This is a genomic window from Solibacillus sp. FSL W7-1324 (assembly GCF_038008025.1).
GTDB lineage: Bacteria > Bacillota > Bacilli > Bacillales_A > Planococcaceae > Solibacillus.
In genome coordinates, this window is sequence record NZ_JBBOYH010000001.1 from 453,512 (window position 1) to 468,626 (window position 15,115).

Here is a 15,115-nt window from a genome sequence, read left to right on the forward strand (position 1 = left end):
ATTAAAGGTAACAACAAACGAGGGAGGAACAAATGATGGTAAACATTATTGAAGTACAAAATTTGCAAATGAAGTTTGGGAAAGAAGAAGCATTAAAGAATGTTTCCTTTTCCATTAAAAAAGGAGAGATTTTCGGATTCCTTGGTCCAAGCGGTTCCGGAAAAACGACAACAATAAAAATTTTAACAGCTCAATTAACACAGACAACAGGGCAAGCATTTGTTTTTGATAAACCGGCAAGTGAAATGAATAATGTCCAACAGAAAAAGAAGTTTGGTATTTTGACGGACAACAGCGGGCTATATCAACGTCTTTCTATAGAAGAAAACCTATTGCTTTACTGTCGTCTATATAATTTGCCTGAACGTGCGATAGAAGAAGCGCTCATGTTCGTTAACTTACAGAAGGATCGCAAAAAGAAGGTTAACCAGCTTTCAAAAGGGATGATGCAGCGTGTTATTTTAGCACGTACGATTATGCACAAGCCGCCGCTGCTCTTTTTGGATGAACCTACTTCCGCCTTGGATCCGGTAAATGCCCAACATATTTATAACGGGTTGCGCCAGCTAAATGAATTAGGAACGACGATCTTTTTAACAACGCATAATATGGCGGAGGCTGAGCAGCTATGTGACCGGATAGCATTTTTGCACAAAGGGGAAATCCGGGAAATAGATTCACCGGCTGCACTGAAGAAAAAATATAGTGACCAGTCCTTTACAGTGGAACTAGAGAATGGGGAAGAGCATGTTGTCCGTAATGGGGAGCAGGGGGCACTGCAAGTAATGGAGTGGATGAAAGCCGCACGCGTATCGCGTATGTATTCCAACGAACCGACATTAGGGGATATTTTCGTACAACTAACAGGGAGTGATTTAAAATGAACATGTCAATGAAACGAATTCAAGCCATTTTTGTGAAAGATTATAAAGAGTTTTCACGTAATTATGCGGTATCATCCGTTGTCTTTATGCCGATGGTTTTGGCGTTATTTTATGGACGAATCGATACAGCTTCAATGGATATGTACTTCTTTCCGATCAATATGACATTTTCAATGGTAACGGCCTATATCCAGGCGTGCCTGATTGCTGAAGAAAAAGAGCGGAATACTTTGCGCGGTCTTATGATGTCTCCAGCATCAACAGTTGATATACTTTTAGGAAAAAGCTTGCTCGTATTTTTAACGACAGCGGTTATTTTGGCCGTCTCTTCTTATTTAGTTGGATACACACCGAATGATATGATCACAATTTCAATTGCATTAATGATTTCAGCCATTTTTTATTTAGCATTAGGAACAATTTGCGGTTTATTTACAAAATCGATTATGGAAGCTTCGTTAGCGGTGTTACCGGTTATGGTGATCTTTACATTTGGCCCATTAGCAATTCATTTAGTAGAAAGCAATATACTCGTAAAAGTGGTAGAGTGGTTGCCGAGCACACAGTTGCTGCGAATAGCAGAACTATCACAGGCGGGGAAAGGCCTCTCAGAGTTAATCGGTGCATTTAGCATCATCACAATGTGGACAGTGGCAGCTGTCATCATATCGATTATATTATTTAAGAAACGTACGAAAGATGAGTAGACTTGTAAATAGAAACAGCTGTACCAAGGTAAAACTTTGGCACAGCTGTTTTTTTAACCAATATGAAACTATAAAAAGAAGCATACCCAATAGAGTATGCTTCTTGCAACTAACTATGTGAACTTAATTCCTAAGAATTAAAGTTTTGTAACGTTAGTAGCTTGTGGGCCACGGTTGCCTTCTTCAACGTCGAATTCAACTTTTTGACCTTCGTCTAAAGTTTTGAAACCTTCGCCTTGGATAGCTGAGAAGTGTACGAATACATCGTTACCGCCTTCAACTTCGATGAAACCGAAACCTTTTTCTGAGTTAAACCATTTTACTGTACCTTGTTGCATGAGAGAAAACCTCCAAAAAATTAATTAATTGAATTGCTAAATGTATAAAAAATTCACACATTAAAAAAGGGAGCGTACACGTTCACTTTTTTAATATGTGAATTGATCGTAAACAGCTTAAGCAATTTAATTAAGTTTATTGTATAACAACATTATCCAAATGTCTACTAAAAATATTCGAAATGAAGAGGAAAATTTTGATTTTTCGTACAAATGAAGGGAAAGTATGAGGTGAATACATCGAGTTAATAGTACTTTACTAGTGAATTAACGGAAGAATAAGTAAAAATTTATGTATAAGAATAATTTTTTAACCTTATTTTCAAAAAACATATTCACAATCAACTAACCGCAAACAATTTTTATGTTTTATTTGAATAATTTTGTTGTCTAATATTAATATACCCGAGCTTTCAAAAGTTAAACATCATATTGTATTCTTATAAAAAATTTTTGTGACAACTTATTATGAATTATGAAATACGGTCGTATTTCAAATACATCTAGGTACGATTGATGTATGGTATAGTTGGTTCAAAGAGTTACGAAAGGATTGTTTACAATGGTTAAAAGCTTAGTATTAGCAGAGAAACCTTCAGTAGCACGCGATATTGCGAATGTGCTGAAGTGTCATAAAAAAGGTAATGGATTTTTAGAAGGAGACAAATATATCGTCACATGGGCGCTAGGGCATTTAGTAACGCTGGCAGATCCGGAGAGCTATGACGAGAAATATAAAAAATGGGATTTAGCTGATTTACCGATGCTGCCGGAGCGTCTGAAGTTAACAACAATTAAGCAGACGAGCAAACAGTATAATGCTGTAAAATCACAGCTTACACGTAATGATGTCAAAGAAATCATTATTGCAACAGATGCAGGGCGTGAAGGGGAATTGGTTGCACGCTGGATCATTGAACGTGCAAAAGTAAATAAACCCGTTAAACGTTTATGGATATCATCTGTTACCGATAAAGCAATTAAAGAAGGCTTTGCGAATTTGAAGCCAGGAAAAGCATATGAAAACCTGTATTATGCAGCGGTTGCCCGAAGTGAAGCCGACTGGTATATCGGGCTGAACGCAAGTCGCGCATTATCGACGAAGTTCAATGCACAGCTTAATACTGGCCGAGTACAGACGCCGGTTGTCGCAATGGTCGCGGCCCGCGAAGATGAAATTAAGCACTTTAAACCTCAAACGTATTATGGCATTGAAGCCCAAACGAAAGAGCTGAAATTAACTTGGCAAGACCAGAACGGCAATTCGCGCAGTTTCGATAAAGAAAAGATCGATAAAATCGTCAATACATTGGATAAGCAAAATGCGAAAGTCGTCGATATTGAACGTAAACCGAAAAAGTCGTTTTCACCAGGGCTCTATGATTTAACTGAATTGCAACGTGATGCCAACAAGCTATTCGGCTATTCGGCAAAAGAAACGCTGAATATTATGCAAAAGCTTTATGAATCACATAAAGTGCTCACATACCCGCGTACAGATTCACGTTATTTATCATCTGATATTGTCAGCACATTACCTGAACGTCTCAAAGCATGTGCTGTAGGGGAATATCGTACTTTAGCAAACAAAGTACTAACAAAGCCGATCAAAGCAAACAAATCGTTTGTTGATGACAGTAAAGTATCTGATCACCATGCCATTATCCCGACTGAAGAATATGTAAACTTTGCAAACTTCAGTGATAAAGAGCGCAAAATTTACGATTTAGTCGTAAAGCGTTTCCTTGCGGTACTTTTCCCTGCCCATGAGTATGAGCAGTTAACGGTTCAAGCTGAAATCGGGAAAGAGAAGTTCATCGCACGCGGTAAAACGGTCATTACTGCAGGGTGGAAAGAAGTGTATTCAAACCGTTTTGATGACGAGGAAATTTCAGAGGATGTAAAAGAACAGCTGTTGCCGCGTCTTGAAAAAGGACAAGTGCTGAACGTGTCATTACTTGCCCAAACTTCAGGGCAAACAAAACCGCCAGCACGCTTTACAGAAGCGACGATACTGACAGCGATGGAAAATCCGGCGAAATATATGAACACGCAAAATAAAGCGCTTGCTGATACATTAAAATCGACTGGCGGTTTAGGGACGGTTGCGACACGTGCAGATATTATCGATAAATTGTTCAATTCATTCCTTATCGAAAAGCGCGGAAAAGACATTCATATTACATCAAAAGGGCGCCAGCTATTGGATTTAGTGCCGAATGAACTGAAATCACCGGAAACGACAGCGCAGTGGGAACAAAAGCTTGAGCAAATTGCTAAAGGCAAGCTGAAAAAAGATGTCTTCATTAATGAAATGAAACAGCATACAAAAGCAATCGTTGCCGATATTAAAAACAGCGATAAAAAATTCAAGCACGATAATATTTCAACGAAGACCTGTCCTGATTGCGGAAAGCCGATGCTTGAAGTAAACGGGAAAAAAGGCAAAATGCTCGTATGTCAGGACCGTGAATGTGGCCATCGCAAAAACGTATCACGCGTAACGAATGCACGCTGCCCGCAATGTAAGAAAAAGCTGGAACTGCACGGACAAGGTGATGGCCAGATTTTCGTATGTAAATGCGGTTACCGCGAAAAACTGTCCGCATTTGAAGCGCGCCGTAAAAAAGAAGGCGGCGGTAAAGTCGATAAACGCAGTGTTCAAAAATATTTGAAGCAGCAAGAAAAAGAAGCCGAGCCAATTAATAACGCATTTGCGGATTTATTAAAAGGCATGAAGTTTGATGATTAATCAATTCACAGATTAAATCTAAAGTTGAAAGTGTTTAAGACATTAAGTGAATTACTATTGATTAAGAAGTAAAATTATTTTAATAAACAAATATTGAATTCAAAAAAGCCATTTTTCTCCAAGAGAAAAATGGCTTTTTTAAGTTATGTGTAACACTTATTTTTATTTAATTTATGGAGAGGATGTGTATAGTAACTTTGAAAATAAAGCTGGTTGATCCCATATTAGGTAAGCATAGAGTAAAACTAATAATATTTTATGTAACTTATAATTATTGTAATAATTTTAGGTAAATCTGTATAAACTGGGAAGAAGTTAGCTAAGTTCTATCTAATATGTATGAGGTGTTATGTGATATTAAAAAAGAAGTTAATTGTTGGAACGGTAATTACTCCATTACTTTTGATACTGGTGTTTTTCTTAGGAAAGGAAAAAGTAGTGAAAGAGGATGAAGGTTCAAAGCAATTTATAGATGAGCAAACAAAAGTAGAGGAGCAATTAAAAATGGAAAGTTACCCCCCCTTTATAGATTCTACTGAAACTAATAAACGGCCTCTATTAAAATACAGGAGTGATGATTTTCAAGGGGGTATGAATATACAGATTTATGGTCACCCTGATATGGAAGAAGTTAGGAATGTGTTTAATCATCTAAGAAATATAGGAATTAACAGTGTGGCATTAAATTTTCCTTTTTATCAATCTAACTGGCAGGCCAATGAAGTGAGTACTAGTCCAGAAGATACACCGACAATTACAGAGCTTCAAAAAATTATAGAAATTGCTCATTCTACTGAACTAAGCGTTATGATTAAACCTATTATGGATGAACAGGTGTTTTCATCCTCCAATATGTGGAGAGGGCAGATAAAACCTACAGACCCGGATTCTTGGTTTGAAAGTTACCATGCATTTATCCTAACATACGCAAAATTAGCTGAATCCACCAATGCTAAATCATTAAATATTGGTACTGAGTTGAATTCAATGCAAAGCAATTTTCAGGATAAATGGAAAGAACTTATAGAGAGTGTACGTCAAGTTTATAAAGGAAGGTTATTGTATTCCTTTAACTATGATACTGTTTCGGAAATTCCTTCTATTGAATTCGTTAAGTTACTCGATTACGTTGGTATTGATGCTTATTTTCCGTTAGATTTACCAAATGGTGCAACAGTAAAGATGCTGGAGGAAGAGTGGAGGAATCAAATGATGCAGTTAGAATCTGCGTTATGGCAATACTCACTTATTGTAACGGAAGCAGGAATACTACCTATTGCCGGTGCATATCGAACACCTTACGCTTGGAGTTTTCCTGATGGTACGTTTGATTCTCAAGCTCAATCAAATTATTACGAAGCAACTTTTAACATATGGAAACCCAAAACTGAAGGTATCTATTGGTGGGCAGTTATACTTGGCGACCGTTCCAATGATATAACCTACTCACCCTTGGAATTACCTGCGGAAGAGGTTCTTAAAAAGCACTTACTTCAAACCCCTTATTGATAGTTTATTATGAAGAGTTTGTTTTTTAGTAGTAAACAAAATGCAGAAGGAAATCCTTTTTACAAATTAATAAAACAGGCTAAAACCGATACTGAATAGGTTTTAGCCTGTTTTTAAAATTCAATTTTGAGCGTTTTTATTTTTTGGATTTCATATAGTACTTTTAATGCAAGACTAATGTATTGCTAACGAATTCATTTGAGACTTTTCTACTTTAACAACTGGTAACTAGGAATTTAAATGAATTCCATTAGCAAAGCAAAAAAAGGGGAATATGCTTAAATTATGAAAAAAAAATTAAAGAGGAATGAAATATGGGTTTATATTATTTTGATATGTTTCTTCACAATATTGCAAAATCCTTCAGTATTGGCTGCTAAAGAAATTGAAGAGCCTAAAGTATTGGTTATATATACAACAAAAGATGGTGAATTGAACCATGAGCAACGGTATCTAGATTTATTAATTAGTCATTTTACATCAGATATCCAATTTATGAATAGCGATAATGTAAAAAAAAGTGATTTAACAACAACAACCCATTTAGTCTATTTTGGCCAAACTGCAAAACTTTTGCCTGCTGAATTGACAAAGATGATGGAAGAATATGAAGGGACAATCTTGGCGATTGGTTATAACTCTGAGCAATTAGGAAGTAGATTTGCATTTGTTAAACCATTAAATGAAGTTACTATCAACCAACTTCAAAAGAAAACTACTGATAAAACCTTAGATATTCCAGAAATAAATGCCGTCGAGATAGAGGTAAGTGATGGGACAGAAGTTCTTATTAATGGAAGCATGAGAGGCGAAGAAAGAAGTTACCCCATAATGGTGGGAAAAAGAGAAAGCTATTATTATGGATTTGATAATATTGATTCGAGTCGCGCTACGCTTTTTGCTGAATCGCTCCATGACGTTTTTAACATTGAACATGACGAGATTTATCCTGGATATATCAGATTGGAAGATGTTCATCCATTAACGGATCCCAAGCCGCTGAAAGAAATCGCCCTTATGCTTAAAGAAAAAAATATACCTTATATGGTTGCAGTAATACCGATTTATATAAATCCGATTACTGGAAAGAGAACTACTTTTGCAGATTCTCCAGAACTGTTAAAAGTTTTAAAGCAAATCCAAAAAGATGGCGGCAGTATTATATTACATGGATATACTCATCAGTATAGGGCATCTGAGACCGGTGAAGGGTTTGAATTTTGGGATGTCGAGAATAACTCACCGATTTATTTCCCCGAACATGAGAAATTTAAGCTAAAAGAATTAGAGGATTTCTCTACACGAGATGAATATATAGCTTATATAAATGAATTAAAAGTATATGAAAGAGAATATACAGAAACAAAAATAAACAAGGGGATTGATGAACTTGCGAAATACGGATTATACCCTTTGGCATTTGAAGCTCCGCATTACACTATGTCCCAATATGGTTACGAAATATTATCGGGGTATTTTTCCACGTATGTGGGTCAGGTACAAATAAGTGATAAAGATTGGGAAATAATGAGTGATGCCCCCTACATTACCTCTCCATCATTTTTGCATGGGATGAATTTACTTCCGGAAACGATGGGTTATATCGATCCTGATGATGAGAATGCTATACAGAATTTGATGGGTAAAAGAGAAAGAATTAGAGTGGCTCGTGATGGGATATTATCGGCTTTCTATCATCCTTATTTAGGTTCAGAGAAGTTTAAGGAATTACTGAATGAGTTAGATCAATTAACAAATGTTTCTTGGATTGATTTGAAGAAAACAAATGTATGGGTAAATGGAAAAAACGTTTCGATTCATACAGAAAATGGTGAAATAATTACAGATGTTAATCGTTATAAAATTATCTATTCTTCATGGGATGCACTTATTTATTATATTGGTCAAATAGTTAGTTTGGTAGCATGGATTTTAGTCGGTATCGGCAGTATTGCAGTGTGTATGTTTATTATGTTTACTTTCCACTTTATAAAGAAAAATAAACAAATAGAAGGGTGACCAAAATAGCGGATTTCTTTCTTTATATTTCTATTTTTTTGATTTGGATTATGCTGATTTATCATGCTTTCTTGATGTTAGGAGGATATTTACACTCATTAAAATATAGGGAGTTTAAAAGGACGCTTAAGGTTTCTAAAAAAGCTTATCCTAAGGTTAGTATTCTCATTCCCGCTCACAATGAAGAAATCGTTATAGAAGATACTATTCAATCGATGCTGAAGATTAACTATCCAAAAGAAAAACTAGAAGTAATTATTATTAACGATAATTCTACTGACCAAACTGGTGCCATTATTGACCGGTATGAAAAGGAATTTTCTTATATCCGAGCTGTCCATACAATTCCTCCATATGCCGGTAAAGGTAAATCTGGTGCATTAAATCAAGGATTTAAATACTCGACTGGAGACATTATTGTTGTATATGATGCCGATAATACACCTGAACCGGATGCTATACTTAATTTGGCATTAGGGTTGTTAAAAGATGAAAAAGCAGGTGCTATAGTAGGAAAGTTCCGCGTAATAAATGCAAATAAAAATCTTTTAACAAGACTAATAAATATAGAAACTTTAACATTTCAATGGTTAGCTCAAGCAGGCAGATGGTTTTGGTTCAAAATGACAACTATTCCCGGCACGAATTTTGCGATACGCCGATTCATATTGGAGGAGCTGGGAGGGTGGGATGAAAATGCCTTATCAGAAGACACAGAACTGAGTATTAGAGTTTATAACCTCGGTTATTATATTCGTTTCTTTCCAGAAGCCGTTACTTGGGAACAAGAACCGGAAAAAATCCGTGTATGGTGGCGACAACGGACAAGATGGGCGAGGGGAAATTTATATGTTATTTTAAAGTATCTTTTTCAAATTCATAAATTAAAGAATAAAAAAGTTGTTATTGATATCTTTTATTTCTTGTTTACTTATTTTTTGTTTTTCAGCGGGGCTATGATTTCTCACATTATTTTTGTCGTAAATCTTATATATGATTTGAAGCTGTCCATTGGGATAGTTTCATATGCATTATTAATAACGGGCTTTCTACTATTTGTAACAGAAGTTTGCTTGGCGTTGAGCATGGAGAAGAAACAATATACCACCAAAAATTTCCTTATTGTATTACTAATGTATTTCACATACTCCCAATTATGGATATTGCTTGTTGTTCAAGCCGTATTACTTGAAACCAAACGGATATTACTAAAACAGGAGGTAAAATGGTATAAAACGCAGCGATTCAAACAACCAGAAGAAAAAGGAAATTCCGCTTAGTGAATAGGAGAAGTAGGCTACTTATTTTACGAAAACCGTACTTTATACAAGTGCGGTTTTCGTGTTTAAAGGGGCTTACATTCTTTCGATTTTATCAATAAAAAGCGTAAGAATGGAATCCATTGGGGTCTCTCCATTTGCAACAGCATTCACTTTATCAACATATTCGTTGGCGATTAAATACTTTAACGGCTGCTCTACTGCATGAAAATATTTGAATGTTTCCCTTGCGATCGCATCCCAATCTTTATAGTAGATTAAATAGTCATTTGCCGTTACTTTTGTTCTTGTTGTGCCTTCCTCGGGGATGCACTCAAATTCTTCAATAAGACCCAAAGCTCCGTAATCACATGTTATTTGCTCACCAGGCAGGATGTCTTTGGCAGCCAATTGAAAATTATAAGCTGTATCGACACAATTTGGATTGAAACTGTGATTCATATATTTTGCGTGGTCCCAATGAAGGACATAGATGCCGTCAGATTCTACATAGGCATATTTGTAGATATCCGCTTTTTGTAGATCACCGAGGCTTTCGATAAACTCCTCTGTCAACATGAGGTCAAGGTCATCTTTAATCCAGACAATCGTTCCTTTTGGGATTAATTTTGTTGCAAAGACACCGACGCCTACCTGCTCACTGACGAATTGAATTTCAGTATCCGGGTGCATCATTAGTAATTCCTCCTTATAAGTAAACCCATTCATTGGCATATTGAGTGGGGGATATGTTATTTCCCTGAAATCAGATTGTTTTAATATGTTATGGCATTGCTTTCTAGTTGGAATAGGCTTTCGTCTTATTTATAGCTATGTAGAACTAACTAGTTAGAAATTTACTTTAATTAAAAAAAAGCCATTTTCCTCCTGAAGAGAAAAACGGCATTTCTACGATTTATTTTAAGCAATATTTAGCAACGACTTCAGCACCAGCTTTTGCTGCAACTAATAATGCTCGTTCATCAATATCAAACTTAGGGTGATGATTCATATAAGGGACATCTATATACGTCGGTTGACAGCCAATATAATAAAAAGTGGAAGGCTTTGCAAGTGCATAGTAAGCAAAGTCCTCGGAACCGGAAAATAAGGGCGCTTCTTCAATGGCGATGATTTCTTCCTGTTCCGATGCTTCCAATGTTTCGACAACAAAGTTTGTTAAGTCTTCATCGTTTACTAATGGGGGGTAATCCTTTTCGTAAGTGAGTGTACAAGTAACACCAAACTGAACTTCCAAACCATGTACTAACCGTTTGATTTCCTGTTCAATCGTAGCGTGAACTGTATCGCTCATATATCGGACATCACCTTCAAGTGTTACCGCATCTTTAATAACATTAAACGTGCCTTTCCCGTCAAAGGAACCGATTGTAACGACTCCCATATCATACGGGTTTAACCTTCTGCTAATAACCGTCTGTACGGTCGTGACAAAATTAGAGGCTGCAACAATCGCATCATTTGCCAGGTGAGGGGACGAACCATGCCCTCCTGTACCATGGACGATCAGTTTGAAAAATGAGCGACCGGCCATAGCAGCGCCAGCACGATAGCCGATATGTCCAACTTTAAATGTTGGGAATAAATGTGCTCCGACAATAATTTCGCAATCATCGAGCAAGCCGGAGTCCATCATACTTTTCGCACCACCAGGGGGTTTTTCCTCTGCATGCTGATGAATAATTTTTACCGTACCGTGCAGTTCATCCTTTAATTGAATAAGGCTGTCCGCCAAAACAAGCAAATACGCCGTATGACCGTCATGGCCGCAAGCATGCATGACACCAGGATTTTTCGATTTAAACGGGACATCTGTTTCTTCTTCGATCGGCAAGGCATCGAAATCTGCACGTATTCCAATGACAGGGCCCGGATGGCTGCCTTGTATTTCTACAATGATTCCATAGCCATTTCCGACGTTACGATGAATCGTTACGTCTTTATTTTCATAGAAATCCGCAATATACTGGGCTGTTTGCACTTCCTCAAATGAGAGTTCTGGATTTTCATGCAGATGACGGCGAATTGCGATCATCTCATCGTTTCGAGCTGCTAACTTGTCCATTAACTGTTGTTTAATTGTCATGATGCTTGTTCACTCGCTTTCATTTTTTCAAGAATTACTGCAAAGATGACTGTTCCTGCAATACAAATAAATGTTTGGAATGACGGCGGAACAGGACCAAGTGCCGCAAATATACCTAATGCGATTGCACCGATCCCCCAAACAGGCTTTTTAAGGGCAAACTGTGCGAGTACGCCTCCAAAAATAGCAGGCAATACAAAACTGAAGCTTGCGCGGATTGACTCTGGCAACGCATTAATTAAATAAGAACCACCTAAAATTACAACTATTAGCATTGTCGTATTCACAATCGAAGCAGCAGAAATTGCTAATGTCGCTGTCACTTCACCTTTGCGTGTTCCTGGCTCTGCTTTTACGATGGATTGTGCAATAGATGCGCTAGGTAAGCACATATTCCCGATATTACCTGTCAGAAAGGCCAAATACGTACCCGATACACCTAAAATAGGGTAATAGCTAATTGGCTCGACAAACCAAATGATTGCTACAACGGCCCCGTAACTTAAAAAACCTGTTAAGATAACAGACCAGCCTGGATGATACCCTAGACCAAACGATAAATAGAGGGGAAAGGCAATCGTACAAATGATGACACCCCAAATAGTAAGACGTCCCCAGAAATGCGCTTGACTATGAAACGCTGCAAAGTTTTCCTCGCTTTTTGCAGGTGAAGCAACTGTTGTGTGACGCTCTAAAACGACCATATTATTCTTCCTCCTTCTATTAAATTAAGAAATATCCGACGCTCATACCGACTAAAATTACTAATCCCAGCGACCACTCACGGAGCCAATTTTGGTTGAAGCGTTGTGCTGCCCACATAATAGCCGGCATGACAAGTAAAGCGACTAAAAAAATAATCGTTTCATTCATGCCTTTTGCGATCTGGCCTCCACCAAAATAGCCGAAAGCACCAATCATTGCTGCAGTCGAAACGACACTCAACCACTTTGCGCGACTACCGCCACCACTTGTTAACTTAGTTTGAAGACGGCCGAGTGATTTCGTGAATAAAGCTGTTACAAGCAACCAGCCCATGCCACCTAAGCACATTGTCCACGCTGCTGCTGTAAATGCCTGTGCCGAGAAGTTTTTGTCACTCAACTGTTCACCAGCCGCTTCGGCCCCAAGACTTGCTCCTACTGTTTCGATTGGTGCAGATCCGACAATACCGATTCGCATCATTGTTGTTGGTTCACCAATTAACGTGATTAAAGAAATGGCAACGATGATAATGGCAAAAGACGGACCGAGAGAACTGATTGCACCTGTTCGGATAATAGAAGTGACTTCCTTGTTCGTTAAACCGACTTCCGGTGCAACTTTTTTTGAAATACGTATAAAGACAATAGCTTGGAAAATCACGATAAGCACGACGACAAATGACAAAACCCATAATACCGGATGATCCATAATTTCTGATGCTAACTTCAAAGAGACCCCTCCTTTGAATTGACGGACAATTCAGTTTTTTTACACTATACTTTGTTTTCTTATTGCGAAACAATGGGTAATCCTCTATATTTATAAATAAAATTATGGAATATCCTATATATTTAAGAGAGAGGGGAATGTCTATGTCAGATGGACAAGAAGCAATTCTACGTCAATTAACACTATCGAATAAACAGTTATCTATCCTCGTGGAAAGTATCCGGACAATTACCTCCAAACTCCATATTGATGAAGTATTACATACGATCATGCGGCATGCGCTGGACGTTATTCCTGAAGCAGACGCAGGTTATTTAATGCTTTTCGATGAGCAAAAACAATGCCTTATCCCTAAAACCTATATTCATTTTCCTCCACTAATTGAGCAATTTCAAACGAAGCCAAATGAGGCCATCACTGGTCGTGTATTTGCGACAGGAATCGGTGAGTTCTTTAACAGTTACGATGAAATTATGGCTGCTATGTACCATCAAAATGTAAGCCCCCATAACTTACGGACAATTTTAAAGAGTGCACATGTCCCGCAGGCAGCGCTTTGTGTACCGATAACTGTTGATACTAAACCGATTGGCATCATGATTCTTCACCAACTCCAAAAGAAAAGAGACCTCACACAAGAAGATCTATTATTTTTTCAAGCCTTTGCCGATCAGGTAGGGGTAGCAATTCAAAAAGCCCAATATTATGAACAGATGCTTGAAAAGGTAAAAGAAGCGCACGAACTGTCTCTGGCATTAGAGACAAAGCATACCCTTCTTAAACAACGCTATGATGTGCATGCGAGATTAAATCAATTGCTTTTGCAAAATGAATCCATATCCGTCATTTTAAATGAACTGCAAATCTTAACACAATTACCAATTGGTTTTTTTGACGCATATGATGATGTGTTTTTTGAAGACAATCTGTCAATTCCCCATCACACAAAAACAAAAATAAAAAAACAATTACTCTTTAAAATGAATCCATTTGAATACCGGCTTAAAAATGACCGAAGCTTTATTGTTTATCCGCTCTATAATTTGGATATTTGTTTAGGGAGCATGATTATCGAACAGAAAGCCATCATTTCCTACAAAGATCAGCAAACACTGGAGCAGGGGGCCAATATATTAACGCTGCAAATTTTACGCAATAAAAATGTTCAAGAACTCCATAACAAACGAATCCAGGAAACATTCCATCAAATTATCGATGCACCGAATCAAAAATCAATTGCCTCTATGGCATACCACTTGGATTTGGACGTCCAGGATTACTACCGGTTATGTATTATCGAGTTCAAACAAAAGGCTGACATGCTATCGATTGATCAGCATTTACATCAGTTCATCACGATGCTAAAAGAACAATTTTCAGGTGAGCGGAAACTGCTGTTTTATGAAAAAAACAAAATTACGCTGTTAATTGGTGTGCCGTCACCAATTATGCTTACATCTTTACACGAAACATTCTCGAAGCTTCAAAAGAAGTGGCAGTTACAGCATAAGCCGCTGTTTCGCTGTGCAATTAGTAAACAATATAAAACACTTCAGACGGTTTCTGCTCTTTTCGAGGAAGCACTGCAGACATTGCATTTTTTACATGTTCGTGATGAATGGACAATTACAAGCTACGATAAAATCGGGCTCAATCAGCTGGTTTTACAAATCCCGCCACAGGATTTGGCGAACTTCATTCATGAACAAATCGGGGAGTTAATAGTGCAGTCGAACAAAACTCACCTATATGAAACATTGCTGGCCTATTTTAAGTTTAACCGTTCCATTCAGCAAACAGCCCAGCATTTACACATCCATACGAACACACTGTACCAGCGCTTAAACCGGATTGAACAGATGTTAAATGTCTCTTTGCAGCTACAGGAGGACGCTTTGAAAATACAGTTAGCATGCTATTTAAAGGAAAATTACTTATCACCTGCAGAAAAACGAGAGTAAATGTAGCGGAGCAAGGGAAGAGAACTGTATTACTGGTAAATTCATACACCATAATAAAAATGTATACTAAAAATTCAAGGGAGTATAAAATAGTACAAGTCAGCATTTTGGGGTAATGTTATATTAAAAAAACAATGTTGGCTAA

At 37.4% G+C, this 15,115-nt stretch carries 12 protein-coding genes; 7 read left to right on the plus strand and 5 right to left on the minus strand.

Going from position 1 to position 15,115, the window contains the following annotated elements:
* The first annotated feature begins 35 nt into the window (after positions 1–35).
* On the plus strand, positions 36–884 hold the full coding sequence (locus tag MKY71_RS02260) for an ABC transporter ATP-binding protein (protein ID WP_340731447.1): 849 nt from the start codon (positions 36–38) through the stop codon (positions 882–884).
* The gene (locus MKY71_RS02265; RefSeq protein ID WP_340731448.1) at positions 881–1,591 is read left to right on the plus strand and encodes an ABC transporter permease; all 711 of its coding nucleotides are present in this window, start codon (positions 881–883) and stop codon (positions 1,589–1,591) included. The genes MKY71_RS02260 and MKY71_RS02265 overlap by 4 nt, the downstream gene beginning before the upstream one ends.
* Before the next feature lie 137 nt (positions 1,592–1,728).
* Here MKY71_RS02265 and MKY71_RS02270 read toward each other — a convergent pair whose 3' ends face one another.
* Complete coding sequence (locus MKY71_RS02270) at positions 1,729–1,929, minus strand: cold-shock protein (protein WP_008404655.1); 201 nt, start codon at positions 1,927–1,929, stop codon at positions 1,729–1,731.
* 562 nt (positions 1,930–2,491) lie between these two features.
* Between MKY71_RS02270 and MKY71_RS02275 the strand changes: the two genes are divergently transcribed.
* The 4 genes from MKY71_RS02275 (at position 2,492) to MKY71_RS02290 (ending at position 9,489) form a co-directional block, all read left to right on the plus strand.
* Positions 2,492–4,681: a DNA topoisomerase III gene (locus tag MKY71_RS02275; protein WP_340731449.1), complete on the plus strand. Its 2,190-nt coding sequence runs from the start codon at positions 2,492–2,494 to the stop codon at positions 4,679–4,681.
* Between the two features lie 351 nt (positions 4,682–5,032).
* The gene (locus MKY71_RS02280; protein WP_340731450.1) at positions 5,033–6,190 is read left to right on the plus strand and encodes a glycoside hydrolase family 113; all 1,158 of its coding nucleotides are present in this window, start codon (positions 5,033–5,035) and stop codon (positions 6,188–6,190) included.
* A gap of 285 nt (positions 6,191–6,475) precedes the next feature.
* Positions 6,476–8,209 (plus strand): DUF2334 domain-containing protein, encoded by a 1,734-nt coding sequence (locus tag MKY71_RS02285; RefSeq protein WP_340731451.1) that lies wholly within the window; start codon positions 6,476–6,478, stop codon positions 8,207–8,209.
* Positions 8,210–8,214: 5 nt separating this feature from the next.
* A complete protein-coding gene (locus tag MKY71_RS02290) occupies positions 8,215–9,489 on the plus strand; it encodes a glycosyltransferase family 2 protein (protein ID WP_340733603.1) in 1,275 nt (424 codons plus the stop codon).
* A 75-nt stretch (positions 9,490–9,564) separates the two neighbouring features.
* On the opposite strand, the gene MKY71_RS02295 is transcribed toward MKY71_RS02290, so the two are convergent.
* From MKY71_RS02295 to MKY71_RS02310, 4 genes are all read right to left on the minus strand, one after another.
* Positions 9,565–10,164 (minus strand): SET domain-containing protein, encoded by a 600-nt coding sequence (locus MKY71_RS02295; protein WP_340731452.1) that lies wholly within the window; start codon positions 10,162–10,164, stop codon positions 9,565–9,567.
* A 220-nt stretch (positions 10,165–10,384) separates the two neighbouring features.
* Positions 10,385–11,575 (minus strand): amidohydrolase, encoded by a 1,191-nt coding sequence (locus tag MKY71_RS02300; protein WP_340731453.1) that lies wholly within the window; start codon positions 11,573–11,575, stop codon positions 10,385–10,387.
* Complete coding sequence (locus MKY71_RS02305; protein WP_340731454.1) at positions 11,572–12,279, minus strand: small-conductance mechanosensitive channel; 708 nt, start codon at positions 12,277–12,279, stop codon at positions 11,572–11,574. Before MKY71_RS02305 ends, MKY71_RS02300 begins: the two co-directional genes overlap by 4 nt.
* A gap of 19 nt (positions 12,280–12,298) precedes the next feature.
* A complete protein-coding gene (locus MKY71_RS02310) occupies positions 12,299–13,009 on the minus strand; it encodes a DUF5058 family protein (RefSeq protein WP_340731455.1) in 711 nt (236 codons plus the stop codon).
* A 143-nt stretch (positions 13,010–13,152) separates the two neighbouring features.
* On the opposite strand from MKY71_RS02310, the gene MKY71_RS02315 reads away from it, so the two are divergent.
* Positions 13,153–14,970, plus strand: a complete 1,818-nt coding sequence (locus MKY71_RS02315) for a helix-turn-helix domain-containing protein (protein WP_340731456.1) — start codon at positions 13,153–13,155, stop codon at positions 14,968–14,970.
* Positions 14,971–15,115 lie beyond the last annotated feature (145 nt).